Here is a 25,446-nt window from a genome sequence, read left to right on the forward strand (position 1 = left end):
GTTGACGCCCGTGCTCTTAAGCTCCAGCGGATCGCCCGCCATAAACGCATTCGCGTCGATCGACTTCGTCGTCGCAAGCAACGCGCCCACGTTCACGACCGCGCCGTTACCGAACAGCACACCGTTCGCGTTCTGGATCAGCACCTGACCGTTCGCGAGCAGACTGCCTTGAATCTGCGACGCCTCCGCGCCCGTCACGCGGTTCAAGGTCTGCGCCTGCGCATTGGGCTGATTGAAGCGCACCGTGTTGCCTTGACCGACATTGAACGTGTTCCAGTCGATCACCGCGCGCTGGCTCGACTGATTGATGTTCATCGTCGTGCCCGTCTGCGAGATATTCGCGTTGCCCGCCTGAACTTGACCGCCGGTCGGCAAGCTTTGCGCATGGCTCAGCATGGGCTCCGCGATGCACAAGGCCAGCGTCAACGCGCGAATCGACGACACGACATGCACCGCGGGGGAACCGATGGGCGTGCATCGACCCGACTCTTTTCCGCGGCTTCGAATGGTTTCCGCCACCGCGACCCACGTGCCGAGGCGTTTACTGAAAATAGAACGAAACAGATTTTTATTCATGGACGGTCAATGCTTGAAGGACCACGCTGCGCGACGCTGTCATAACACTCTTCGCCGTCTACGCAGTCCAGCGCTGGATGAATGGCTTCCGGCTCGCTATATCGCGAATCCGATTTTCGAATCAAAGCCCCGATGACAACCACGAGACAACCACGATTCGATTGAGAACCTCGCATCCGCGTCATGTCCGATTCAAGACACATTCCCGGCCATCATTGCTTTGCGCAGTTCGAAATCCGTCGCAGTCACCATGCCCGCTTGGGCATCGTGACAAAGAATATGGATCACGCCTCGCGCATTAAATAGAACTCCTTCGAATTCACCCCCTAAAAAGATCGAATCCAATAAAATATTCGCGCATTGCGCGTGATGATCGATTTATGCAAGTCGCATTTGCATTCGCACGCTAAATCGACATCCACATATCGCACTTCAGATATATTATTTCCCGCATTATCCAATTCGCGCATATTTTCATCGCGCAATATCATTTCATTCATATTTGAAACTGCGACTCATGTCCGCGACGTCATGACGCCGGCGCGACCGTCGGCGCCGAATATCGGATCAAATCGCGACGACGCGCGCGCATGAGCGCCACGGCAAGCGGGTGCGGGTGCGGGTGCGACGCAAAATATCGCCTGTGTACGAACGGTTGTGTGCGCGGCAAGTTCAGCGGCGCATGCATCGTCCACCCAGGCCGCCCGCCACGCGAGCGCGCCTACCGTGCGCGCTCAGCCGTGTTGGCGGAATCGTTCGCGAGGACGGGGCATGCGAAACGCGTCACGCCCCGCGAACGACATAGGATCAACGGCCGATCTGTCTGAGACGCTTGCCCGACATCAGGTTCTGCTCGATGCTTTCGAGCGGGACACCGCTCGTTTCCGGCACATAAAACACCGTGAACAGAATGAACAGCGCGTTGAGCGCCGCGTACAGCCAGAACGTCGGCGCATGACCCAGCGTGTTGAGCAATGTCAGGAACGTCGCGCCGACCACCGTGTTCGCGATCCAATTCGTGAACGTCGACACCGCGATACCGAAGTCGCGTCCCTTGATCGGCTGAATTTCCGAACAGAGAATCCAGATGACCGGCCCCGCCGACATCGCAAACCCCGCGATAAAGATCAGCAGCATCGCGACCGCGACAATCTGCTCGCCCGGCGTCTTGATCCCGAGTTGCAGCAAGCACGCGAGCGCGCCCATGCCGATCGTCATGACCGAAAAACCCGCGATGAGGATCGGCCGGCGGCCCCAGCGGTCGACAAATCCGACCGCGATAAACGTCGCCAGCACATTGACGGCGCCGACGATGACGGTCCCCCAGAGTTGGGCCGTATGCCCGCTATATCCGGCGATGCCGAAGATCCGCGGCGCGTAGTACATGACGACGTTGATACCGGTCAGTTGCTGGACGACCTGCAAGGCGATCCCCATGCCGACCGAGCGCCGAAAGTCCTTGCTGCGTCGAAGCAGCGAAAACCCCTCGTCCTTGATTTGAAGCTGCCGCGTAATGTCCTTCATTTCCTGATCGACCGTCTGCACATCGGGCCGCAGCGTCAGCAGCACGGCCCGCGCTTGCGCGTCGCGGCCTTTCATCATGAGCCAGCGCGGGCTGCGCGGCAGCCAGAACACGCCGATCAAAAACAGGCCGGCAGGGATCGCGACGACGCCGAGCATCCAGCGCCAGGCGCCGCTCGTCGACAATGCCGTATCCGAGAGGAACGCGACAAGGATCCCGATCGTGATCATGAGTTGATACGCCGAGACCATCGCGCCGCGGATATCGCCCGGCGCGACTTCGGACAAATAAAGCGGCGCCGTGAACGTGGCGACGCCGACCGCGACGCCGAGCACCAGCCGCGCGCCGATCAGAAACGCGGGGTCGGGCGCAAGCGCGCAGAGCAGCGCACCCGCCACGAACAACGCGGCGGCGAGCATCAACGAATACTTGCGGCCGAGATAAAACGAGAGCCAACCGGCCCCGAGCGCGCCGAGCGACGCGCCGACCATCATCGAACTCACGATCCATTCCTGCACGTGATCGTTGACCTGAAAGTCCTTCGCGATAAACGGCAAGGCGCCCGCGATCACGCCGATATCGAGGCCGAACAACAGGCCCGCGAGCGCCGCCATCGCGCATGTGAACCAGACGCGCATGCGGTTGTTCAACGGCGCGGCATCGCTACGGGAAAGGGAAACCATCGGAAACCTCCAGCTAAAAAACGCATGCCCGATCCGCGTCCGCCGGACCGCCCGGCCGAACGCGCTTTCGGTACTGCAAGGAACAAGTGCCGCATCGGCGTTCTTGCATCAGAGGCCGCCTTGATATCACGGGGCGCCGCGACGCGCAGTCCAGCATCGTCGATGCCTGCCCCTGGCGCAGCAATCGACATGCCGCCGCACGCGACATGCTGAAGGCCTGGCATCGAGCGATCCCCATGAGGGGACGCGCGCGCGTGGCATCACGCCATGCCGCGCGCGATCGATTCGCGCGTCGCGGATTTCGAATCCTCCCTCGACGGCGATTTTTGCCGAATCGCGACGTGCATCCGCCCGCCGTCGTATGATTCGCGATGTTCGCGCCCTTTGACCTTTCGCATGTCGCACGCCTCCCGTCTCCGAGTGCTCTCCACGTTGCTGTGCTCCCGCGCGTCGATCGCCGTGCTCGCGAGCGCGCTCGGGGGCTGTTCGTGGTTCATGCCGTTCAATCCGCCGCCGAAGTCCATCGACGTCGCCGCGCCGTTCCCGATTCAGCACTACGACCAGACTGTCGACCACTGGATCGATCCCGCATCGCCCGACTACGATCGGCCGCTGCTGTCGGCCGCGAATCAGCGCGCCCAATACGACGCGCTGCTTTCGCGCTATTTCGGCACCGCCGCGCAGGATCCGTCGCCATGGAACCCGCAGTTCATCAATAGCGCCGTCTATCGGACCGGCGGCCAGGACATCGCCGACCTCCAGCGCCGCCGCGTCGGCCATTTCGACAACCGGCTCCAGGAGCCGAGGCACCGCGGGTACGGCCAGAATCTTCGCGAGCACGATATCGAATGGATCGACGCGATCCAGGCCAATATGAATATCGCGCAATTCACGCGCGCGCCCGGCTACGCGGCCGCGCGCCGCGCGATCGCGACCGACAACGCGCTCGTGCGCGGCCTGCCGACCGCCGATCCGTTCTTCTACGACAGCAAGATCGCGGGTGAAGGCTATCCGTTCGACAACCTGCAGATTTCGGCGATCCGGCCCGGCACCCCGCTCTACGTGCTCGGCACGTCGGTCGACGGCGCCTGGCGTTACGTGCAGACGACCGAAGTGCAAGGGTGGGTGTCGAGCAAGGACATCGGCTGGACCGACGACGCGTTCGTCGTGCGCTGGCGCGCGGCGGCCTACCGGAGTCTCGGCGCCGTCGTCGGCGCGTCGGTGCCTGTGGCCGACACGAACGGCTCGTTCCGGTTCGCGGCCGTGGCCGGCACGCTGCTGCCGATCGTCTCGCGCGACGCATCGGGAACCGAGGCCCTCGTGCCGGTCGCCGACGCGGACCAGCACGCGCAGATCCGCACCGCGCGTCTGGCCGCGGGCGACGCGTCGATCGTGCCCGTGCCGTGGGCCGCGACGCCCCGCCACTTCGCGACGCTGCTCAAGGCGCTGATCGGACGGCCCTACGGCTGGGGCAACACGGGTTTCTACAACGACTGCTCGTCGGAGCTTCAGAGCATCTATGCGGCCTTCGGCGTCTGGCTGCCGCGGCACTCGTCGAACCAGATGACCGCGGGCACGCATGTCGATCTCAGCGCGAGAACACCGGCCGAACGCCTCGCGTGGCTCGCCGCGCATGGCGCGCCGCTGCGCACGATCATCTATATCGGCGGCCACGTCATGCTCTATCTGGGCAACACGAAGCAAGAGGATCAGTTGATCCCCGTCGTCTATCAGGACATCTGGGGTTTGCGGCCCGTGGCGAACACGCGGCGCGCGATCATCGGCGGCTCGGTGATCATGCCGCTGACGCTCGAGATTCCCGAAGACCCCGAACTGCGCTCGCTTGCCGCGGGACCGATCTTCGAAGTGACGACGATCGAAGGACCGATCCCGCCCGGCTTCAATCCCGAGAGCGGCGACGACCCCGCGAGCTAGGCCCGCGCGTGCGATTCCAAGGCCTCGTGTAATCGATATGCGTTCGATGCGTCTGACTTCGCAGCACCTGAACCTCGCCGGCGAGATCGTGGCGAATTTCGTGCTGCCCTGGCTCGTCTATCACTGGAGCGAAGTCCGCTGGGGCACGACCGGCGCGCTGATCGTGTCGAGCGTACCGCCCACCGTCTGGAGCCTCGTTCAATGGCTCCAGCACCGCCGCGTCGATGCGGTCAGCGTCATCATTCTGGCGGGCATCGCGTTGTCGTTCGCGGCGACCGCGCTCGGCGGCAGTCCGAAGGTACTGCTCATGCGCGAGTCGCTGATCAGCGGTCTCGTCGGCCTGGTCTTCCTGCTCTCGACGCTCCGGCGGCGGCCGATGATGTACTACCTCGCGCGCGCGACGCTCGTACGGCAAGGCCCCGAGCACGCGCAACGCTTCGACGCGGCCGCGATCCGGCCCGACGGACGCTGCGCCGTGTGGCTCGTGACGATGAACGGCACATGGGGCGCCGGTCTCGTCGTCGAGACGCTGATCCGCGTGACGCTGATCGAGACTCTGACACCCGGCCAGGTGCTGCTGATCAGTCCGTGGGTCACCTACGGGATCTACGGTCTGCTCGGCGTCTGGACCTGGTGGTACCGCAAGCGGATCGTGCGGCGGTACGCGGCGCAGATCCCCGATCTGCCCGCTTCCGGCCGCGTGCTTTAGCCTTGATTTAGCCCTGCTTGAGCACCGGCAGCGCGAGACCGCGCGTGTCGAACACATGGCAAGCGCCCGCGGGCACGCCGAGCGCGATGCGGTCGCCCTGCTGCTGCGACGCGTCGCCCGGCAGCTTCGCGATCATCGTGTCGTGATGGCCGGTGTCGAGGTGCACGTACGAGTGCTCGCCGAGACGCTCGACCTGGCGGACTTCACGCGTGATCGTCTGGCGCGCGTCCGGCGCAGCCGCGCTACCCGCATCCGCGACGAAATGCTCGGGCCGGATGCCGAGCGTCACGGCCGCGCCGACGCCGACGCTAGCGCCGTCGACCGCCGCGCGAATCGATTCGCCGCTATGCAAGCGGACCACGACGCCTTGCGCATCGACCGAAGCGACCGCGCCTTCGATGAAATTCATCTTCGGCGATCCGATGAAACCGGCGACGAACTTGCTGCGCGGCCGGTGATAAAGCTCGAGCGGCGCGCCGACCTGCGCGATGCTGCCGAACTGCTCGGTATCCTTGCCGCTATGGAGCAGCACGATCTTGTCGGCGAGCGCCATGGCCTCGATCTGATCGTGCGTCACGTAGATCGCGCTCGCCTGGCTGAACGCCTTGTGCAGACGCGCGATCTCGGTGCGGGTCTGCACGCGCAGGGCCGCATCGAGATTCGACAGCGGTTCGTCGAACAGGAACACGCCCGGCTCACGCACGATCGCACGGCCGATTGCGACGCGTTGACGCTGACCGCCCGACAGCGCCTTCGGCTTGCGATCGAGCAGCGGTTCGAGTTCAAGAATCCGCGCCGCCTCCTGGATGCGCTGCGCGATATAGTCCGCCGGCTTTTTCGCCTGCTTGAGACCGAACGCGAGGTTCTCGCGAACCGTCATATGCGGATACAGCGCGTAGTTCTGAAACACCATCGCAACTTTGCGGCGCGACGGCGGCACGAGATTCATCGTCTGGCCGCCGATCTTGAGTTCGCCCGACGAAATCGTCTCGAGCCCCGCGACCATGCGCAGCAGCGTCGACTTGCCGCAACCCGACGGTCCGAGAAACACGCAGAACTCCGAGTTGTCGATCTGCAGATTGACGTCCCGGATGACCGGCGCATTCGTGCCGTAGGACTTGTAGACACTCGTCAGTGAGATGCTTGCCATGGTACGTAAAGTCTCCGCATGGACGTCGCGTATCGTGACGCATCATGCGACGCGTCACGCTGTCTATCGCGACATCTGTCACCGAATCACGCACGGATCGACGATCCGATGCACGTCCGGCCTATGTATGTAAATGGATGACCCGGGGACGCACGCGGTTCAGCGCGCGGCCCAAAGCAATCCGCGCAACGTGATCTCGCGCACGGGATCGACGTTGAAATCGGTATCGACGTGACCGAGCGCCGAATAGAACACGCGCCCGTTGCCCCAGCGGCGCTTCCAGACGACGGGCATGACCGCGCCGTGGATCCACGGCACGTTGGCCTCGACGAACGCGCCGTCGAACGTCGTCGTCGCGAGCACTTCGTTCGACGGATCGATGTGCATGTAGTACTGCTCGGACTTGACCGCGAAATCGCCGAAGCCCGCGACGATCGGATCGTCGGGCCGCGTGACCTGCACGGTGTAGTCGAACACATTGCCCGGATGCGCGACCCACTGGCCGCCGACCATGAACTGATAGCCGGGGCTGCCGCGGAACGCGTCGCCCGCGCCGCCGTGCCAGCCGCCGAAGCCGACGCCGCTCGCGACCGCCGCGAGCAGATTCTCTTCATGCGCCTTCGCGATCTCGCCCATCGTGTAGTTGTTGACGATGAGGTCCTGCGCGAGCAGCAGATCCTTGTCGAGATAGGCATCGAGATCTTCGCGCACGGTCGTCGCGAAGCCGTTCGCTTCGAGCAGTGCGGCAAAGCGCGCCGTGGTTTCCTTCGGTTGATGACCGGCCCAGCCGCCCGATACGAGCAAGGCCTTGCGACGATTCTCAGACATTCAGCGACTCCACATTCTCGGCGAACGGTTCGCTCGCCATTGGCAAAGGTTTATCGGTGCGTGTTTCGATCTCGATCGTGCGGCGCTGCGCGGCCGCGTCGAGCGTCGCCTGCATGACTTCGAGCACATGCAGCGCGAGTTCGCCGTTCGCGCGGTGCGCACGGCCCGCGACGATCGATTCGGCGAGATCGGCCACGCCGAGTCCGCGCGTGTTCTCGCTGTACGGACGCGTGAGCGGCACGTCTTCCCATTCGGCTTCGCGGCGCTTGATACGGACCACGCCGCCAAATGTATTCGGATCCGGCACACTCAAGCTGCCCTGCGTGCCGTAGACCTCGATACGCGGCAGCGCGGCGCCCCAGACGTCGAAGCTCGTCACGATCGTACCGATCGCGCCGTTCGCGAATCCGAGCTGCGACGCGATATGCGTCGGCGTATTGACCTTGATACGCTCGCCGCGACGCGGCTCGCTCGAAATCGTGCGTTCCGCATAGGTCGCGCGCGCCATGCCCGAGACGTCGGTGATCGGGCCGATCAGATTGACGAGCGCGCTCAGGTAATACGGACCCATATCGAACATCGGACCCGCACCCGGCTGATAGTAGAAGTCCGGGTTCGGATGCCAGCGCTCATGGCCCGGCGTCGTCATAAACGCGCTCGCGGCGACCGGCTCGCCGATCTCGCCGGCTTCGATGAGCGCGCGGCAGGTTTGCAGGCCGGCGCCGAGCACCGTATCGGGCGCGCTGCCCACGCGCAAACCGTTTGCGCGCGCGGTCTCGACAATGCGCCGGCCGTCGCGGACATTCAACGCAAGCGGCTTCTCGCCATAGACGTGCTTGCCCGCTTCGAGCGCGCGCAGCGCGATGGCGGCATGCGACTCGGGCGTCGTCAGATTCAGGATCAGATCGACGTCGGGATCGGTGAAGACCTGATCGAGCGGAATCGCGCGCGCAATGCCGTATTTCGCGGCGTGCGCGCTCGCGCGCGCCGGATCGAGATCGGACACGCCGACCACGCGCAGCGCCGCGAACTTCGGCATCGACTTCAGGTAGATATCGCTGATGTTGCCGCAGCCGACGACGGCCACGCGCAAGGGGACAGACGGGACGGACATGCTGGGTGCCTCGAAGGGGAAACCGCCCGGCGCATGGCCGGGGCACACATCGATCGAACAAAACCTCACGAATCGCGGGCGCCGTGGCGCCGCAACGATTCGACGAAAACGGTCCGGGCCATCGAACCGCCGAAACCGGCCACGCGGACTCAGCCCTTGACGGAGCCGGCCATCATGCCCTTGATGATGCGTTCCTGGCCGAACGCGTAAGCGATCACGAGCGGCAGTGACGTCAGCACGATGACCGCGAGCGTCATCGGGATGTTCGACGCGTACTCGCTCTGGAAGTCCCAGATCGCGAGCGGCAGCGTCCGATGCGCGGGCGTCGACGTGAGCACGTACGCGAAGATGAACTCGTTCCACATCATGATGCCGTTGAAGATCGCGACCGTCGCGACGCCCGGCCCCGACAACGGGAAGAAGATCGTCCAGAAGATCTTGAACGGACCGCATCCGTCGAGTTGGGCCGCTTCCTCGAGCTCCTTCGGGATCTGACGCATGAACTCGGTCAGGATGAAGATCGACACGGGCAGCGCGAACGCGATATACGGGCCCATGAGCGCCGCGGTCGTGTCGTAGAGCCCCATGCCCTTGGTCATCAGATAGATCGGCACGAGCGTCACGTGCACGGGCACGATGAGCGCCGCGACGACGAAGCCGAACAGCGTGTTCGCGAAACGGAAACGGATCCGCGCGAACGCATAGGCCGCCATCGCGCTCGCGACGACGATGACCAGCGTCGAGACGATCACGACGATCAGCGAGTTCAGCAGGTAGTGATAGAACTTCGCGGTGCCGAGCAGCATCGCGTAGTTCTCGATGGCCCAGCGCTTGGGCAGCGCCCATGACGCGGACGACATGTAGTCGCCCGTGTCCTTGAGGCTCGTAAAGATCAGGAACAGGAACGGCGCCGCCGTCACGAACAGCCAGAACACCGCAAGCACGGCGATCACGACGCCGCCCACGGTCAGACGACGTCCGGCCGGCGCGGCGTCGATCGTCGTCGCGATCGGATTTGCAGACGAAGCACGCATGTCAGACCTCGGTTTCGAAACGTTTGGACAGACGCATGCCGAGACTTGCGGCGATGATGACGATCACGAACATCCCCGATGCGATTGCACTGCCGTAGCCAAGCTGGAAGGAATTGAACACTTGCCGGTACATATAGGTCGCCATGAGTTCGGACGACCCGTCGGGACCGCCGCCCGTCATGACGAACACGAGATCGAAATAGCGCAGCGAGCCGATGATCACGAGCATGACCGCCGTGCGGATCGTGCCCTGCAGATACGGCAGCGTGATCCGGAAGAAGATCGTCCACTCGTTCGCGCCGTCGAGCACGGCAGCCTCGCGCAGTTCCCCGGGCATCGACGCGAGGCCCGCGAGAAACAGGATCATGTAGAACGGAATGCTTTGCCAGCAGACGACCGCCGCCGTCGCGATCAGCGACCAGTGCGGATCGCCGAGCCAATCGACGGCGAGATTGCCGAGGCCGATCGCATTGAGCACGGTATTGAGCGGGCCGAAATTCGGATCGTAGAAGTTCTTGAACAGTCCGCCGACCGCGACGGAGGACATCAGCATCGGCAAGAAATAGACGATCTTGAGAATCCGCGAACGCTTGCCCGCCTTGTCGAGCAACACGGCGAGGCCCAGGCCGATCGGGATCTGCACGACGACCGACACGACCGCGAGAATGCAGTTATTGAGCAAGGCGCGCTGGAACATCGGGTCCTGCGCCATCGCAATCCAGTTGTGCAGGCCGACGAACTTCGCGCTCTGCCCGAGCCCGTTCCAGTTCAGCAATGAAAGCCAGAAACTCGAAAGCAGCGGGTAGATCAGGTAAGCCGACAACAACACAATCGTGGGCAGCAGGAACAACACCGGCGCGATCCACGAGCGATTCGGCGCTTCGGATATCTGACCGGGGTCGTACGGAAGGGGGGGCTGTTGCGAAACGGTCATCGGTGTCTCACGAACGGAACCATGCGGTGGGGAGCCGCGCGGTGTACATCAAATACAGTCCGGCGAGGCGTGGCCTCGCGGACTGGCTCTACTCGAATGCGACGGCGGCGCCGTTCAGCGACATCGAACAACGACATCGACGAGCGGCATCGAACAACGCCATCGCCTCACACGCGATACGCGCGCCGGCCGCGCTCGACGCGACCGGCTCCCGCGTGCTTACTTCTCTTGCTTCGCGAGCGTTTCCATCTTCGCGGCGGCTTGCTCAGGCGTCATCGTCAGACCGAACAGCGCCTGAACCGTGTCCTTGTGCATTTCGCCGAGCTGCGGCGACAGCAACTGGTCGTACCAGAGCTGAACGCTCGGCGCCTGCGCCACTTCGTCGAGCAGGTTGTTCACGATCGGCTCGTCGCCGCGCGCACCCTTGATCGGGGGCACACGGCCCGATGCGATGTGGTCCTTGAGCGACTGATCGTCGTCGAGCGTCATGATGAGCTTGAACGCCGCGTCGGGGTTCTTGCAGCTCTTCGAGATGCTCCAGAAGTTGTCGCCGATCGTGCCGATCACGTCCTTCGGATCGCCCTTGCCGCCCGGCACCGTCGGGAACTCGAACGTGCCGACCTTCTTGTAGAAGTCCGGGTTTTCGCTCTTGAACGCCGAGATTTCCCAGCTGCCGATGAGTTCCATCGCGGCCTTGTCCGCGTACATCAGGCGGCGTTGCGCGCCCGTGTCGTAGTCGAGACCGTTGAAGCCCGGGGCGAACGCGCCGAGCTTGACGAGCTCTTGCAGGCGCTTGCCGGCTTCGATGAACGTCGGATCCTCAAAGCTGCCCGTGCGATTGACGGCGTTGATGAACGGCTGCGGGCCGCCGATGCGGTCAGCCAGCGTCATGAAGTACATCGAGCCGGTCCACTTGTTCTTGTTCGCGAGCGCGAACGGCGCGACGTCGTGCGACTTGAGCACCTTGATGACGTTGAGCAGGTCGTCCCACGTCTTCGGCGGCTGCAGGTTGTACTTGGCGAACAGTTCCTTGTTGTAGAAGACCGTCGCGATGGCCGTGTTGTCGGCGGCCACGCCGTAGATCTTGCCGTTGAACGTCACGTTCTGCCACGACTGCGGCAGGAACTTGTTCTTGAATGCGGGGTTCTTGTCGAGGTACGGCGTGAGGTCGGTGACTTGGCCGGCCTTCACGTATTCGTTGAGCACGCCGCCGCCCCAGCTCGCGAACACGCACGGCGGATCGCCCGCGCCGAATGCGATCTTGAGCTTCGTCTTGTACGCGTCGTTGAGCGTGTGAGCCGATTGCACGTCGACGCCGGGGTTCGCTGCCTTGAAACGGCCGACTGCGTCGTCAACCGCCTTTTGTTCTTGCGGAACCGTCTTCAGGTCCCATTCGGTGATCGTGTCCGCGATCGATGCCGTCGTCGTCACCGCGAAGGCGGCGAACATGGCGGCTGCGGCCAGGGGTTTCAAAAATTGCTTCATGCCGTCTCCTGAACTATTTATTGGTTTGGTTGGCACTACCCCCACTTCGCGCGCTTCGGCATCGATGCGCGCAGGGCGTGGAAAACCCGCTACCGCGTCACCGCATCGCGCGCCGAAACGCGCGATGCGCCTCCCGCGCGTCGATCAGCCGAGGATGGCCTGATTGACGACGCCTTCGAGGTATTCCTGGCGGCCGCTCTTCGGCGCCGGGTTCAGTTGCTTGTCGAACGCGATCTGGCTCAGCGCTTCGAGCGACACGTCGCCGGCGAGGATCTTCTTGCCGAATTCCGTGTTCCAGCCTTGGTAACGCTCGTCCTTGAACGCCTGGATCCGATCGTTCTCGATGAGCTTCGCCGCACGTTCGACCGATTGCGCGAGCAGGTCGATCGCGCCGATATGGCCGTAGAACAGATCTTCGGGGTCGATGCTCTGACGACGCACCTTCGAGTCGAAGTTGAAGCCGCCCGTCGTGAAGCCGCCGTGCTTGAGCATTTCATAGATGACGAGCGTGAGCTCTTCACCGCTGTTCGGGAACTGGTCCGTGTCCCAGCCGTTTTGCTGGTCGCCGCGGTTCGCGTCGATCGAGCCGAATGCGTCGAGCGCATACGCCGTCGCGATTTCGTGGTGGAACGAGTGGCCCGCGAGCGTCGCGTGGTTCGCTTCGATGTTGAGCTTGATTTCCTTCTCGAGACCGTATTGCGTCAGGAAGCCGTGCACGGTCGCCGTGTCGAAGTCGTACTGGTGCTTGGTCGGCTCCATCGGCTTCGGCTCGATCAGGATCGCGCCCTTGAAGCCGATCTTGTGCTTGTGCTCGACGACCATCGTCAGGAAGCGCGCGAATTGCTCGCGTTCCTTGCGCAGTTCCGTATTGAGCAGCGTGTCGTAGCCTTCGCGGCCGCCCCACAGCACGTAGTTCGAGCCGCCGAGCTTGTGCGTCGCGTTGAGCGCGTGGAACACCTGCGTCGCCGCATACGCGAACACTTCGGGGTTCGGGTTCGTCGCGCCGCCCGCCATGTAGCGCTTGTTCGAGAACAGGTTGGCCGTGCCCCACAGCAGCTTGACGCCCGTTTCTTCCTGCTTCTTCGCGAGCACGTCGACCATGCGCGAGAAGTTGTTCACGTATTCCTTGAGCGAGTCGCCTTCCGGTGCGACGTCGGTGTCGTGGAACGTGTAGAACGGCGCGCCGAGCTTCGTGAAGAACTCGAATGCGACGTCGGCCTTCTCGACGGCGCGCTCCATCGCGTCGCCCGGACGGTGCCACGGACGGTCGAACACGGGCTGACCGAAGATGTCGTTGCCTTGCCAGACGAACGTGTGCCAGTAGCAGACAGCCAGACGCAGATGGTCTTCAAGCGTCTTGCCCAGGATCTTCTTCGACTTGTCGTAATGACGGAACGCCAGCGGATTCGTCGTTTGCGGGCCTTCGTACTTGACTGCGGGGATATTGGCGAAATAACTCATGTGCGGATTCAGTCCGGTTGCGCGGGAAGTGCCGAATTGCTCGGGTGACACATGATGCAGCGCCCGTGATGCCGGCTGCAATTATGAAATTTGGTGGCGCTTGTAGTGTTTGTTAACTGTGCAGGTGCGCAATCAGACATCGGAAAAACCCTTATGCATCATGGGTCTGTCGCTTCGTTGCAGTGCTTTTCACAACGTTTTTACGCGTTGTTTAACGTTATCGCTAACGTTATGATCCGTCGCATACGAAAGGACTCAATGCATGGACAAGCCCCGAATCGGCGACGGTCCCGTGACGCTCGCGCATGTCGCCGAGCGCGCCGGGGTCTCGCAAATGACCGCGTCGCGCGCGCTCAACGGCCGTAGCGGCGTCTCCGCGAAGACGCGGCGTGAGGTCGTGCGCATCGCGACCCAGCTCGGCTACCGCGTCAACGTCGCGGCACGCAAGCTCTCGAACGGCCGCAGCCGGATCATCGCCGTGCTCGCCCCCGATCTGACGAACCAGTTCATCGGACAGGTGCTGATCGGCGCGGGCGAGGCCGCGCGCAAGGTCGACTACGAAATGCTCGTCTATACGCTGTTCGACGAGAGCCGGCGCAGCCACGACGAGGTGCTGCGGCTGCTCCAGCAGTTCGCCGACGGCCTCATCGCGATCCTGCCGCGCGGTGCGAACGACTATCTGCAGGCGCTCTACGCGGCGAACATGCCGATCGTCATGCTCGATCATCGCGGCGAGTTCGCGGCGCTGCCGACGATCGCGTCGAATCATTACGAAGGCGCGACGGTCGCGATGCGGCATCTGATCGAACTCGGTCACGCGCGCATCGGCTTTCTGACCGGGCCCGACGAACCGGGCGCCGCGGCCGACCGGCTGCTCGCCTATCAGCACGTGCTCGCCCAGCACGGCATTCGCGTCGATCCGCAACTGATCTCGCAGGGCGACTTCACGCAGCGCGGCGGCTTCGAGGCCGCGCGCCGGCTGCTTGCGCTCAAACGGCCGCCGAGCGCGATCTTCGCGGTCAACGACATGGCCGCGTTCGGTGCGCTCGATGCGATCAAGGATGCGGGCCTCTCGGTGCCCCACGACATCTCGCTGATCGGCTTCGACGACATCCCGATGGCCGCGCAATCGCATCCGCCGTTGACGACGGTCCGGCAGCCCCTCGTCTGGATGGGCCGTTCGGCGGTCAACACGCTGCTCGCGCAGATCAACGGCATCGACGTCGCGTCGCCGCGCGTCGTGCTGCCGACGGAGCTCGTCGTGCGCGGGACGACGGCCACGATGCGCGTGAGGGAGCGCGTGTCGTAAAGATTGGCCGATATTTCGTCGCGGGACGAAGCATACTGCCGAGCTTCGGTTCAGCATGTGCGTCATGAATACCTCAACTGCGTCGTCTCACGCGGGATTCACCCCCGCCCTCGCCCGGATCGTCGCGACGGTCAGCGTCGGTTTCGTCGTCACGCAACTCGATGTGACCATTGTCAACATCGCGCTCGCGCGTATCGCGATCGATCTCGGCGCGGCGGTGTCGGGTCTGCAATGGATCGTCGACGCGTACACGCTGGCGTTCGCCGCGCTCATGCTGTCGGCCGGCGTGCTCGGCGACCGCTTCGGCGCGCGGCGCATGTTCACGAGCGGGATCGCGTTGTTCCTGCTCGCATCGCTCGGCTGTGCGATCGCGACCCGGCCGGCCGTGCTGATCGCCGCGCGCGCGTTGCAGGGGGTGGCCGCCGCCGCGATGTTGCCGAACTCGCTCGCCCTGCTCAATCGCGCCTGCGGTCACGATCCGAAGCTGCGCGCGCGGGCCGTCGGGCTCTGGACGGCAGCCGGCTCCGTCTCGATCGCGGCCGGCCCGGTCGTCGGCGGCATCCTGATCGCCGCGTTCGGATGGCGCAGCATCTTCTTCGTCAATGTGCCGATCTGTCTCGCGGGCGTGCTCGCGAGCCTCGCCTGGGCGCCGCGCGACGAGGCCGATACCGCGCGGGTTCGCGTCGGCACGCCCGCCGGTACGCCGCATGGGGGCGACAAAGCGGCGACGTCCGGCGCGCGTCAAAACGCCGGCGCACGCGTCGCCCCGAACGCGCGCAGCGTCGATCTCCCGGGCCAGGCGCTCGCGATCGTCGCATTGACCGCGTTCACGGGCGCCGCGATCGAATGCCGGCCGCGCGGGCTGGCCGATCCGATCGTCTGGGGCGCCTTCGCCGTCGCGTTCATCGCGGCCATCGCCTTTATCGCGGTCGAATCGCGCGCGCGCTCGCCGATGCTGCCGCTCGCGCTGTTCGGCAATCGCACGTTCAGCGCGGCCGTGCTGTTCGGCATCTGCGTGAATCTCTCGTACTACGGCATGGTCTTCGTGCTGAGCCTGTTCCTGCAGCGCGTGCGCGGCGATACGCCGCTCGCGGCCGGACTGGCGTTCCTGCCGCTCACGGGCGGCTTTCTGATCTCGAATCTGTTGAGCGGCCATGTCGTGGCGCACTACGGCTCGCGCGTGCCGATGGTCGGCGGCGCGCTGATGGCCGCGCTCGGCTATGCGGCGCTCATGCGCCTCGACGCGGCGACGTCCCAGGCCGGCATGCTGATCGCGTTCCTGCTGATTCCGTTGGGCATGGGCATGGCCGTGCCGGCCATGACGACCGCGATCCTTGCTTCGGTCGACAAACCGCGCGCCGGCACCGCGTCCGCCGTGCTCAATACGGCGCGACAGGCGGGCGGCGCGGTCGGCGTCGCCGCCTTCGGCGCACTCGCGAGCGGGATCTCGCCCGCGCATATCGTCGAGGGCATGCATGCCGCGGCGAGCCTGAGCGTCGCGTTGCTGCTCGCGGGCGCGGCGCTCGGGTGCATCGTGCGCGCCCATCCGCACGAGCATGCGCATGACGCTGTGCGCTCGCGCACCTAAATGTGAGAGGATCGCGTTCACACCCGGGTGCGACGTGCGCGCCGTGACAGCGTGTCGCGCTCGCGCACCGTTCACGTGAAGGCCCGGGTCGGCGCGCGCGGGCGCATTCCCGCGGCCACGGCGCTCCGCCGGATTTCACGACCCAAACACTATGCGCGCGCTACGCGTCGGGTTCTCCATCATCGCGCTGCTGCTCGTGACGGCATGCGCGAGCCTGCCGTCGCTGTCGGGCCGCACGCCGAGCTACGCGGTCGATTACACGGCGAACACCCGGCTCGGCCTCGCATTCGACGCCAGCGAGGAAGCGCATCCGTCGAGCGACGCGTTCGCGCTGCTGCCCAACGCGATCGACGCGCTCGTCGCACGGCTCGTGCTGGCCGAGGCCGCCGACCGCACGCTCGATCTCCAGTACTACATCTGGCACGACGACCTGACCGGTCGCAAGCTCGGCGCCTCCGTGCTGCGCGCGGCCGACCGTGGCGTACGCGTGCGCATCCTGCTCGACGACCTCGGCACCAACGCGGACGACCAGTTGCTGCTCGCACTCGATTCGCATCCGAACGTGCAGATCCGCTTGTTCAACCCCGTCGCGGGCCGCACATTCAAGAAGCTCTCGGCGCTGTTCGAGTTCGCGCGGATCAATCGGCGCATGCACAACAAGGCGATGATCGCCGACAACGAGGCGGCGATCATCGGCGGACGCAATATCGGCGACGAGTACTTCGGCGCATCGACGACGGTCGGCTTCGGCGACCTCGACGTGCTCGTGCACGGGCCCGTCGTACGCGACGTCTCGAAGGCCTTCGACCAGTTCTGGAATTCGGACGCGGCCTACCCGATCGCGACGCTCGTGGGCAAACGCGCGAAATCCGATGCCTTGCCCGCGTTGCGCGCGAAAGTCGACGCCTATCTCGCGAGCGAGGAAAGCAGCGACTATATGCAGGAAGCCAAGCGCCGCATCAGTCCGCTCGCGCAAAACGGCAATGCGGGCTTTACATGGGGACAGGCCAAGCTGCTGTATGACGACCCCACGAAGATCGAACGCGCGCGAACCGATGACGAAGGCCATCTGATCACGCAGTTCCGCGAGATGAATCTGCGCCCGACGCACAGCATGCTCGTCGTCTCGCCGTACTTCGTGCCGGGCAAGGACGGACTCGACTGGCTCAACGACATGAGCCGCCGCGGCGTCGACGTCAAGGTGCTGACCAATTCGCTCGCGGCGACCGACGTCGCGGCGGTCCATGCGGGCTATCGCCGATATCGCGAGACGCTGCTCGAAGACGGCGTGCAGCTCTTTGAATTGCGGCCCGATCCCGACGAAGGACCGACGCACAAGTCCACGTTCGGTTCGTCGCATGCGTCGCTGCACGCGAAGACCTACGTCTTCGACCGGCAGACCGTGTTCATCGGCTCGATGAATCTCGATGCGCGCTCGGTCGAGCTCAACACGGAGATCGGGCTTTATTGCATGAGCCCCGAAATCGCGGCGCAGGTCGCCGACGGCATCGAGTCGCAACTCAATCGCACCGCATGGCACGTCGAACTCCAACCCGATGCGCAGGGCGCCGCGCATCTGGTCTGGCTGCAGACCGAGCCCGACGGAAGCGTCGTGCAATACCGGACCGAACCCGGCGCGTCCGATATGCGCCGCATCGAAGTCTGGTTCCTTGGCCTGCTGCCGATCGAATCGCAGCTTTAGGCACGCCCCGCCACGCTCGCGCTCAGGCCTCTTCCTCGAACACGACGCGGCTCATATCGATCGCGCTCCAGTGCGGATCGGCCGTCGCCGCGCGCTGATCGAGAAACAGATCCTTGTACTGGCGCGGTTGCGAGCGCAGATACTGCTTCGGCGCGCGGACTTGCGCGCCAAGCTCGGCGGCCGCGTGCCACGGCCAACGCGGGTCGTAGAGCACGGTCCGCGCGAGCGCGATCATGTCGGCGTCGCCCGTCGCGACGATGGCCTCGGCCTGCTGCGGCTCGGTGATCAGACCGACCGCGACGACCGGCATCGTGACCGCCTGCTTGACCGCGCGTGCGAGCGGCACCTGATAGCTTGGTCCGACGGGGATCTGCTGCGCGGGATGCAGCCCGCCGCTCGACACATGGATCGCATCGCAGCCGCGCGCCTCGAGCGCCTTCGCGAACGCAATCGTCTGCTCGATATCCCAGCCGCCTTCGACCCAATCGGTGCCCGAGACGCGCACCGTGACCGACTTGTCGGCCGGAAACGCCGCGCGGACCGCGTCGAACACCTCGAGCGGAAAGCGCATCCGGTGTTCGAGCGGACCGCCGTACGCGTCCGCGCGCGCATTCGACAGCGGCGACAGGAACTGATGCAGCAGATACCCATGCGCGGCATGAATCTGAATGGCATCGATGCCGATCCGTGCGGCGCGGCGTGCAGCGCCGGCGAAGGCATCGCGTATCTTCGCCAGGCCCGCGTCATCGAGCGCGACCGGCGCGTGCTGACCCGTGCTGAACGGAATCGGCGACGGCGCGAACGTCTGCCAGCCGTCGGGATCGGACGGCGCGATCTGCGCGCCGCCGACCCAGGGCACCTCCGACGACGACTTGCGTCCCGCGTGATTGAGCTGAACGGCGATCGGCACGGTCGACCAGCGGCGGATCGATTCGACCGTCTTCGCCATCGCGGCTTCGGTCGCGTCGTCGTAGAGACCGACGTCCGCATACGTGATGCGCCCTTCGGCGAGCACGGCGCTCGCTTCGATCGTCAACAGTCCCGCGCCCGATAAGGCGAGATGTCCGAGATGCATCTGGTGCCAGTCGTTCATGCACCCGTCTTGCGCCGAGTATTGGCACATCGGCGCGATCACGATCCGGTTCGACAGCGTCAGGTTCCGGATCCGAATCGGTTTGAACAAGGCAGGTTGAGCCACAGCGCGCTCCTTCGATCGGCGACGCGCGGCGCATTCGCCGACGCACGGCGCCAGGTTGGGTTCGGAATCGGTCAAGTGCGAATCGCATGAGCGCGGCCGTCTGCTCGGTACGCTCGGTACGCGAATCGGTCGAGGCGGCGCATGCGTTCGCCGCGCGCGAGGCGCGACGACGGCGATGGTATCGCTATTCGAAGCCGCGCGTGCGGTCGACCCGCGCGTCTATTGCGGTGTGCTCTTGCCCGCGAGCTTGAGCACGCGCGTGCCCGCCTCCGCACCGACACGCTCGGCGAGCGTGTCGATCGTCTTCATCGACGAGTACCCCGAGTGCGAGATGACGAACCGCGTCTCGCCCACGAAGACCGCGACACTCATATGGTCGCGTCCGTCGAGGCCGCCGAGAATCAGCCGGCCCTCGACGCTGCGCGCCTTGTAGTCGAGAAACACGAGCTTCGTCGGCACGCCGTCGTCCGCGAGCGGGACGCCGCCCTTCGCGACCTGCTGCTTGAACGACGCGACGAGTTCGTCACGCACGGCCGGATCCACCTTGAAGCCATTCGTGTCGATCGTCGGTTCCGCGACGCCATGCGCAAGCTGCACACGCAGCGGCGGCGCGCCCACGGCGGGCGCGGCGGGTGCGGCGACCTGCGCCCAACACGCGACTGGCACGACGATCAGGATCGAATACGCGAATCGGAAGACGGCTTTCATGGCGACACCCGGGAGCCACGCGGCAAGAGAGGGAAACGGTCGAGCCCACGATTGCGCCGCACCACGATGACGCCACGATGACGGCGCGCTCGACGCATCATCGCACCGCGCACCGTCGTTTGCAGCCCATTGCACGCCGGTTCAGTGCGGTTCGAGCGCCCCTTCGTCGCGCTCGACGCGAATCGCGAGCACGGCCTCGATATCGGGCTCGTCGAGCTGCGCGGGATCGAGAAACCGCTGCGCATAGTCGCGCCAGATGCCGGACGAGAGAAACAGATCGAGCAGATCGGGGTCGAGATGATGCTCTTCCTTCATCTTGCCCATGATCCGGATGGCCTCGCTGAGCGGCTTGGCCTTCTTGTACGGCCGGTCGCCGGCGGTCAGCGCCTCGAAGACGTCGGCGATCGCCATCATGCGCGCGATCGGGCTCATCTCGGCACGGCGCAATCCGCGCGGATATCCGGTGCCGTCCATCTTCTCGTGGTGTCCGCCCGCGAACTCGGGCACTTGTTTGAGCGCGCCCGACAGCGGCAGTTGTTCGAGCATGACGATCGTGCGCGTGATGTGCCGGTTGATCTCGAAGCGCTCCTCGGCGGTCAACGTGCCGCGCCCGATCGAGAGATTGTAAAGCTCGCCGAGATGCAAGCGATGCGCCGGACGCCGCATCGTGAAGCCCGCGCCCGCTTCGAGTTCGCTCAAATGATTCGAGAAATGCTCGATCACGTGATCGGCGCGATCCGCGAGCAAGGGCTCGTCGACGGGCAGGACGGGCACGGGCACGCGGTTCTTGCGCGCCTTTTCCGCGCTCGAAATGCCGATGCGATCGTCGAGCGTGCGCGTCCATCGGCGCGCGGCGATCTGTTCGAGACGCGCGACGCGATCGGGCGCCATGAATTCTCCGCCCTCGTTGCATGTCGCGACGAATGCGAAGTCGTCGTCGAGTTCGGTCAGCGTGCGATCGCGGACGGCTTCGAGCGCGGCGCGATCGCCGCCGTTCGCGACGCCCTGCCAATACGTCGTATGCGCGTGCGCCTTGAGCAATTCGAAACGCATGCGGATCTCGTGAATCCGGTCGGAAATCGCCTCGAGCTTGGTCGCCTTGTCGATCACGTACTCCGCCGTCGTGAGCTTGCCGCAATCATGGAGCCAGCAAGCGACTTCGACGGCCTCCCAGTCCTCGGGCGTCAACGCGTAATCGGCATACGGGCCCGAGCGCGTGTCGCACGCGGCATGCGCGAGCGCCTGCGTGAGCACCGGCACGCGCGCGCAATGCCCGCTCGTGTACGGCGATTTCGCATCGATCGCCTCGGCGATCATCCGAATCACGGAGTCGAGCAAGGACTTGCGCGACTTGAGCAGCAGCATCGTTTCGATCGCGATCGCCGCATTGCCCGATAACGCGTGCGCGAGGACCAGATGACTGTCTTGTCCGGGATCGTCGGCACGCGCGCGCATGCCGAGCAGCATGCCTCCGATCGTGTCGCCCGAGCGGCTCGTCAGCGGCAGCACGGAGACGCGATGCCGTTCGCCGTCGCCAAGCTCGCCCTCGCCGATCAAACTCGCGAGCACGCCATTGTTCGTCGCGCCATCGAGTTCGATATGCGAGACGGTCTTGTGCTGGAGCGCCTCGATCACGCGCTTGCCGAGTTCGTCCGAGCCGGACAGCATGCGCTCGGTCGCGACCGCGCCCTCGTGCCGCGTCATGACCGCGAACGTCGCGCCCTCGTCCTCGGTCAGCAAGATCACGCCGCTTTGCGCGCCCGTGATCCGGATCGTCTCCTTGAGCAGACGATCCATCAGGCGCTCGGGATCGCGTTCGGCCGACAGCGCGCGGCCGATTTCGATAAAGCGCTGGATCGTCGTGCGCGCCTTGCGGATCGCCTCGGACAGCGACGCGATCTCGACGACCGGCGAGCGCGGGCCGTGATGGTCGTCCTCGAAATAGAACGACTGGATCGCCTGGGCCTCGCGCGCGATCGCGCTGAGCGGACGGCTCACGGCGCGTGCCGTCACGCGGATCGCGACCAGCACGGCGACGAACAGCACGATGCCGAACCAGCTCAGCGTCGACGTCAGCCGGCGCGCGCTCGCGAGCAGCGCGTCGTCGGGCGCGGCGATCGCCATCCGGAAGGTCCACGGACCGGCCTGTAGCGGCTCGGTGCGAATCGACCACGAGCGGCCGCCTTCGGTGATATGCGACATCGTCCCGTCGGAGACCCCCGCCGCCGATGCGCCGAGCAACGCCGACGTGATGCCCTGCAGCGCGAGCGACGATGCGCTGTCGGCGCTTGCGGCGATGGCGCCCGGCACCGACGACGCATGCAGTTCGCGCGCGAGCCGCGCTTCGGCGTCGGGATCGCTCGCCGCGATCAGCGCGCCGCTCGCGTTGACGATCAGCAACTGCATCGACGGCGTGCTCTTCATGCGCTGCAATTCCTGCGACAGATCCGCGAGCCCGAGATCGATGCCGATCACGCCGTGCCCGGCTTCAAGCGCATGCGCGATCGTGACGCCGCGCTCGTCCGTCACGAAGAACCGGTAGGGTTCGGTCAAGACCGATGTCTGGCGGCCGCGCGCCTGCTGGTACCACCCGCGCGTGCGCGGATCGAATGCGAGGTCGGGCCGGTTCGCCGTACCGATCCGGTGCATCGCCGCGTCGAGAAACATCAGCGAAGCGGGTTGCGGCGTCGTGTCGCCGCGAATCACTTCGAGCAGATAGCGCGCGCGATCGGGTGCGGCCAATGTCTGGCGCGCGACGCTCGACGTCAGCCGGCGCAGCAGCACGAAGCCGCCGTCGTCGTAGCCGATATAGATCGCGGACACGACGGGCGTCGAATCAAGCACGAATTTGAGGCGGCGCAGAAAGGCGTCGTCTTTCGCGTCGTCGAAATGTTCGGCCTCGGGATCGGAGGCGAACAGCGTCGCGAGCATGTCGACGCCCGCCACGCTCTTGTCGACATGCGAGCGGCTTTCGTTCGCCATGCGCGAGAACAGCGTCGACGACGCGTCGTCGAGAATCGCGGTGACTTCGCGGTTCACGTAGAACACGATCGCGGCCAGCGCGAGCACGGTCGTGATGCCGAACATGACGGCAAGGTGCGTGTCGAGACGTCGCTCGGACAGCACCGGGAAAAAACGTCGAAGCGTGTTCATGAGCCGCTATGTCCCTCGGACGAAATGCGTCTTGGACGGCGTGGACCTCGTCCTGATCACGCCATTAGATCAGCCGGCCGCTCGGCCGACAGTGGGATACGGCACGCAATGTACGCAATCCGCGCGGCCCGCGACGGTATGTCGCGCATCGGCCACGGATTTGTTACACGATCGGAAACAGTTCATTGGAACGGCGACACTGCCGAAGTCGACTCGGCGGCACAAACTCGCTATGGCACCGGGGCCAGCTAAGCGGACTTACTCCACCCGCTCACTTAGCCCGCTCACTAAGCCCACTCGCCAAGGCTTCGAAAAAGGCCGCGATGCCCGCTATCAACCCGCTAAGCAGCTTCGTTTTCGACGACGCGCCCTTCCGCGCGCCACCGAAGCATACCCCCGGCGAGATTGGCGAGCGCGTCGAAACCCGCCTGCCGCAGTATGACGGTTGCCTGCGCCGAGCGCCCGCCAGCACGGCATACCGTCACGACGGGTTTGTTTCGATCGATTTCACCCGCGCGCTCGGCCAGCTCGCCGAGCACGATCAGCTGCGCGCCCGGGATGCGGCCGAGCGGCCCGTCGAATTCGTCGGGTTCGCGCACGTCGACGATCTGCACGGCGTCGAGATGGTCTTCGAGCCATTGCGGCTGGATCTCCCAGATCCCCGCAAACGTGCAGTTGACGGGCGCCCAGTCCGGGTCGACGGTCGGAGCCGGCGCCAATGCCGACGTCGGTTCGCGCGGCGCGCCGCATTCGAGATTCGCGGGCACGGCGATATCGATCTGCTTCGGGTGAGCAAGACGGAGATTGCGCATCGACCCGACGAAATCGTCTTCCGACAGTTCGCCGCCGAGCCGCGGATTGAAACGGCGTTCCTCGCCGACGCTTGTGACCGTCAGGCCTCGATAGTCGTGCGCGGGATAGAGCAGGCAGTGTTCGGGTAGCGCGAACAGCGTGTCGTGAATCGCGCGATACATCGCGCGTGCGTTGCCCTGCTGGAAATCGGTGCGGCCCGTACCGCGAATCAGCAGGCAGTCGCCCGTGAACGCCATCGAGCGGTCGTCGAGCATCAGGCTGATGCAGCCGCCCGTATGGCCCGGCGTCGATGCGACGCGCAGATGCCGCGCGCCGAATTCGACGCGATCGCCGTCGGCGAGATACCGGTCCGCGCCCTGCGCGCCCGACGCCGCCGAGATCGCGATCCGGCTGCCCGTGCGCTGCTTGAGCAGCCATGCGCCCGTCACATGATCGGCATGGACATGGGTGTCGATCGTCGCGATCAGACGCAGGCCGAGCTCGCCGATGAGCGCCGTATCGCGGCGCACCTGTTCGAAGACAGGATCGATGAGCACCGCCTCGCGCGTCTCGGCGTCGGCGAGCAAATAGGTGTACGTCGACGACTGCGGGTCGAACGATTGGCGAAAGATCAGCACGGTGGATTCCCCTGCCGGCCGCGCGCGATGGCGATGTCCCGCACGAGCCGGCGGGTGGCGTGGCGCGCCCGGCCTCAGCCGGCGCGCCGCACCGTCACGCCGCGACGCTCGATCGGATCCGTTAGCGCGCGATCCGTTTCTTGTTCAACGATGATGGTCTGCGCCAGTGTAATGTCGCCGATCGAGAAAGGCGACGCGGCATTGAGTTTCGCGGCCGACGCGAGCACGACGGTCTCGGCGGCGCGCGCGGCGAGCGCGCGCTTGATATAGGCCTCTTCGAGGTCGCCGGTGCTCAGCCCCTGCGTCGGATGCACGCCCGTGACGCCCATGAAGTACAGATCCGCGCGGATATGCGAGATCGCCTCGACCGCCGCCGCGCCGACCGTCACGATCGAATGCTTGAACAGCCGTCCGCCGATGACGATGACGTCGACGCGCGGATGCTCGACGAGCGCCACCGCGACGCTCGGGCTGTGCGTGACGATCGTGGCCGACAACGTCGGCGGCAGGCATTGGACGAGACGCGCCGACGTCGTGCCGCCGTCGACGATGACGACTTGTCCGTCCTCGATCATCGCCGCGGCGGCCTTCGCGATCGCGAGCTTGGCCTCGGGCTCCTGCGTCTGGCGTTGCGCGAACGGCGCCACTGCCGTCGACGCGGGTAAGGCACCGCCATGCACGCGCTGCAGCAAACCTTCGGCCGCGAGTTCGCGCAGATCGCGCCGGATCGTATCTTCGGACACCTCGAATCGCTCGCTCAGCGCCTTCGCGAGTACCTGCCCGTCCTGGCGGAGCGCGTCGAGAATCGCGGCTTTGCGATGTTGAGTCAGCATGCTGGGTTCGCTCGCTTTTGCACGAATATTCTTGAATTTGCACGAAACTGCACGATATCATGAATACCCGATCCAGTCGAACCGGAGCCCTCCA

Annotated in this window: 19 protein-coding genes and 1 pseudogene; 5 read left to right on the plus strand and 15 right to left on the minus strand. The window is 65.1% G+C overall.

Annotated elements, in window-relative coordinates; genetic code table 11:
* The 3 genes and pseudogenes from D7S86_RS16980 to D7S86_RS16985 form a co-directional block, all read right to left on the minus strand.
* On the minus strand, positions 1-444 hold a 444-nt coding region (locus D7S86_RS16980), incomplete at its 3' end, for a two-partner secretion domain-containing protein (RefSeq protein ID WP_166444133.1).
* Positions 445-447: 3 nt separating this feature from the next.
* Positions 448-576, minus strand: a pseudogene (locus D7S86_RS30690) (ESPR domain-containing protein); the annotation flags it as partial.
* Positions 577-1,383: 807 nt separating this feature from the next.
* Positions 1,384-2,781 (minus strand): sugar porter family MFS transporter, encoded by a 1,398-nt coding sequence (locus tag D7S86_RS16985; protein WP_121088035.1) that lies wholly within the window; start codon positions 2,779-2,781, stop codon positions 1,384-1,386.
* 396 nt (positions 2,782-3,177) lie between these two features.
* Here D7S86_RS16985 and D7S86_RS16990 point away from each other — a divergent pair, with 396 nt between their 5' ends.
* Both D7S86_RS16990 and D7S86_RS16995 read left to right on the plus strand, forming a co-directional pair.
* Positions 3,178-4,716 (plus strand): SH3 domain-containing C40 family peptidase, encoded by a 1,539-nt coding sequence (locus D7S86_RS16990; protein WP_121088133.1) that lies wholly within the window; start codon positions 3,178-3,180, stop codon positions 4,714-4,716.
* Positions 4,717-4,762: 46 nt separating this feature from the next.
* Complete coding sequence (locus D7S86_RS16995) at positions 4,763-5,425, plus strand: VC0807 family protein (RefSeq protein ID WP_121088134.1); 663 nt, start codon at positions 4,763-4,765, stop codon at positions 5,423-5,425.
* 7 nt (positions 5,426-5,432) lie between these two features.
* Here the strand turns inward: D7S86_RS16995 and D7S86_RS17000 are convergent, their stop codons facing one another.
* From D7S86_RS17000 to xylA, 7 genes are all read right to left on the minus strand, one after another.
* Positions 5,433-6,575, minus strand: coding sequence for an ABC transporter ATP-binding protein (locus D7S86_RS17000; RefSeq protein WP_121088036.1), 1,143 nt, complete (start codon positions 6,573-6,575; stop codon positions 5,433-5,435).
* Between the two features lie 159 nt (positions 6,576-6,734).
* Positions 6,735-7,403 (minus strand): ThuA domain-containing protein, encoded by a 669-nt coding sequence (locus D7S86_RS17005; RefSeq protein ID WP_121088037.1) that lies wholly within the window; start codon positions 7,401-7,403, stop codon positions 6,735-6,737.
* Positions 7,396-8,517 (minus strand): Gfo/Idh/MocA family protein, encoded by a 1,122-nt coding sequence (locus D7S86_RS17010; RefSeq protein WP_121088038.1) that lies wholly within the window; start codon positions 8,515-8,517, stop codon positions 7,396-7,398. The genes D7S86_RS17005 and D7S86_RS17010 overlap by 8 nt, the downstream gene beginning before the upstream one ends.
* Positions 8,518-8,666: 149 nt before the next feature.
* Positions 8,667-9,551 (minus strand): carbohydrate ABC transporter permease, encoded by an 885-nt coding sequence (locus tag D7S86_RS17015; protein ID WP_121088039.1) that lies wholly within the window; start codon positions 9,549-9,551, stop codon positions 8,667-8,669.
* Position 9,552: 1 nt separating this feature from the next.
* Entirely contained in the window at positions 9,553-10,485 is a 933-nt protein-coding gene (locus D7S86_RS17020) for a carbohydrate ABC transporter permease (protein WP_240648231.1), read from the minus strand.
* Positions 10,486-10,704: 219 nt separating this feature from the next.
* A complete protein-coding gene (locus D7S86_RS17025) occupies positions 10,705-11,970 on the minus strand; it encodes an extracellular solute-binding protein (protein WP_121088040.1) in 1,266 nt (421 codons plus the stop codon).
* A 144-nt stretch (positions 11,971-12,114) separates the two neighbouring features.
* Positions 12,115-13,431, minus strand: a complete 1,317-nt coding sequence (gene xylA, locus D7S86_RS17030; RefSeq protein WP_121088041.1) for a xylose isomerase — start codon at positions 13,429-13,431, stop codon at positions 12,115-12,117.
* 262 nt (positions 13,432-13,693) lie between these two features.
* Between xylA and D7S86_RS17035 the strand changes: the two genes are divergently transcribed.
* The 3 genes from D7S86_RS17035 to D7S86_RS17045 all read left to right on the plus strand — a co-directional run bounded on the left by D7S86_RS17035 (position 13,694) and on the right by D7S86_RS17045 (position 18,030).
* On the plus strand, positions 13,694-14,740 hold the full coding sequence (locus D7S86_RS17035; protein ID WP_121088042.1) for a LacI family DNA-binding transcriptional regulator: 1,047 nt from the start codon (positions 13,694-13,696) through the stop codon (positions 14,738-14,740).
* Positions 14,741-14,804: 64 nt separating this feature from the next.
* On the plus strand, positions 14,805-16,328 hold the full coding sequence (locus tag D7S86_RS17040; RefSeq protein ID WP_121088043.1) for an MFS transporter: 1,524 nt from the start codon (positions 14,805-14,807) through the stop codon (positions 16,326-16,328).
* A 151-nt stretch (positions 16,329-16,479) separates the two neighbouring features.
* Entirely contained in the window at positions 16,480-18,030 is a 1,551-nt protein-coding gene (locus D7S86_RS17045) for a phospholipase D family protein (RefSeq protein ID WP_121088044.1), read from the plus strand.
* A 22-nt stretch (positions 18,031-18,052) separates the two neighbouring features.
* On the opposite strand, the gene D7S86_RS17050 is transcribed toward D7S86_RS17045, so the two are convergent.
* The 5 genes from D7S86_RS17050 to D7S86_RS17070 all read right to left on the minus strand — a co-directional run bounded on the left by D7S86_RS17050 (position 18,053) and on the right by D7S86_RS17070 (position 25,352).
* A complete protein-coding gene (locus D7S86_RS17050) occupies positions 18,053-19,228 on the minus strand; it encodes an NADH:flavin oxidoreductase/NADH oxidase (protein WP_121088136.1) in 1,176 nt (391 codons plus the stop codon).
* A 219-nt stretch (positions 19,229-19,447) separates the two neighbouring features.
* Positions 19,448-19,936, minus strand: a complete 489-nt coding sequence (locus tag D7S86_RS17055) for a hypothetical protein (RefSeq protein ID WP_121088045.1) — start codon at positions 19,934-19,936, stop codon at positions 19,448-19,450.
* A 141-nt stretch (positions 19,937-20,077) separates the two neighbouring features.
* Positions 20,078-23,089, minus strand: a complete 3,012-nt coding sequence (locus D7S86_RS17060) for an HD domain-containing phosphohydrolase (RefSeq protein ID WP_121088046.1) — start codon at positions 23,087-23,089, stop codon at positions 20,078-20,080.
* 341 nt (positions 23,090-23,430) lie between these two features.
* Complete coding sequence (locus D7S86_RS17065; RefSeq protein WP_121088137.1) at positions 23,431-24,516, minus strand: rhodanese-like domain-containing protein; 1,086 nt, start codon at positions 24,514-24,516, stop codon at positions 23,431-23,433.
* A gap of 77 nt (positions 24,517-24,593) precedes the next feature.
* A complete protein-coding gene (locus D7S86_RS17070; RefSeq protein WP_121088047.1) occupies positions 24,594-25,352 on the minus strand; it encodes a DeoR/GlpR family DNA-binding transcription regulator in 759 nt (252 codons plus the stop codon).
* Positions 25,353-25,446: the final 94 nt, after the last annotated feature.

It is taken from the genome of Pararobbsia silviterrae (assembly GCF_003628125.1).
GTDB lineage: Bacteria > Pseudomonadota > Gammaproteobacteria > Burkholderiales > Burkholderiaceae > Pararobbsia > Pararobbsia silviterrae.

Excerpts from the sequence above, each read along its gene's own strand:
- D7S86_RS16995 (WP_121088134.1), top strand. The coding sequence starts at position 4,763 with ATGCGTCTGACTTCGCAGCACCTGAACCTCGCCGGCGAGATCGTGGCG.
- D7S86_RS16985 (WP_121088035.1), bottom strand. The coding sequence starts at position 2,781 with ATGGTTTCCCTTTCCCGTAGCGATGCCGCGCCGTTGAACAACCGCATG.
- D7S86_RS17025 (WP_121088040.1), bottom strand. The coding sequence starts at position 11,970 with ATGAAGCAATTTTTGAAACCCCTGGCCGCAGCCGCCATGTTCGCCGCC.
- D7S86_RS17020 (WP_240648231.1), bottom strand. The coding sequence starts at position 10,485 with ATGACCGTTTCGCAACAGCCCCCCCTTCCGTACGACCCCGGTCAGATA.
- D7S86_RS17015 (WP_121088039.1), bottom strand. The coding sequence starts at position 9,551 with ATGCGTGCTTCGTCTGCAAATCCGATCGCGACGACGATCGACGCCGCG.
- D7S86_RS17005 (WP_121088037.1), bottom strand. The coding sequence starts at position 7,403 with ATGTCTGAGAATCGTCGCAAGGCCTTGCTCGTATCGGGCGGCTGGGCC.
- D7S86_RS17035 (WP_121088042.1), top strand. The coding sequence starts at position 13,694 with ATGGACAAGCCCCGAATCGGCGACGGTCCCGTGACGCTCGCGCATGTC.
- D7S86_RS17070 (WP_121088047.1), bottom strand. The coding sequence starts at position 25,352 with ATGCTGACTCAACATCGCAAAGCCGCGATTCTCGACGCGCTCCGCCAG.
- D7S86_RS16990 (WP_121088133.1), top strand. The coding sequence starts at position 3,178 with ATGTCGCACGCCTCCCGTCTCCGAGTGCTCTCCACGTTGCTGTGCTCC.
- D7S86_RS17060 (WP_121088046.1), bottom strand. The coding sequence starts at position 23,089 with ATGAACACGCTTCGACGTTTTTTCCCGGTGCTGTCCGAGCGACGTCTC.
- D7S86_RS17055 (WP_121088045.1), bottom strand. The coding sequence starts at position 19,936 with ATGAAAGCCGTCTTCCGATTCGCGTATTCGATCCTGATCGTCGTGCCA.
- xylA (WP_121088041.1), bottom strand. The coding sequence starts at position 13,431 with ATGAGTTATTTCGCCAATATCCCCGCAGTCAAGTACGAAGGCCCGCAA.
- D7S86_RS17010 (WP_121088038.1), bottom strand. The coding sequence starts at position 8,517 with ATGTCCGTCCCGTCTGTCCCCTTGCGCGTGGCCGTCGTCGGCTGCGGC.
- D7S86_RS17045 (WP_121088044.1), top strand. The coding sequence starts at position 16,480 with ATGCGCGCGCTACGCGTCGGGTTCTCCATCATCGCGCTGCTGCTCGTG.
- D7S86_RS17040 (WP_121088043.1), top strand. The coding sequence starts at position 14,805 with ATGAATACCTCAACTGCGTCGTCTCACGCGGGATTCACCCCCGCCCTC.
- D7S86_RS17000 (WP_121088036.1), bottom strand. The coding sequence starts at position 6,575 with ATGGCAAGCATCTCACTGACGAGTGTCTACAAGTCCTACGGCACGAAT.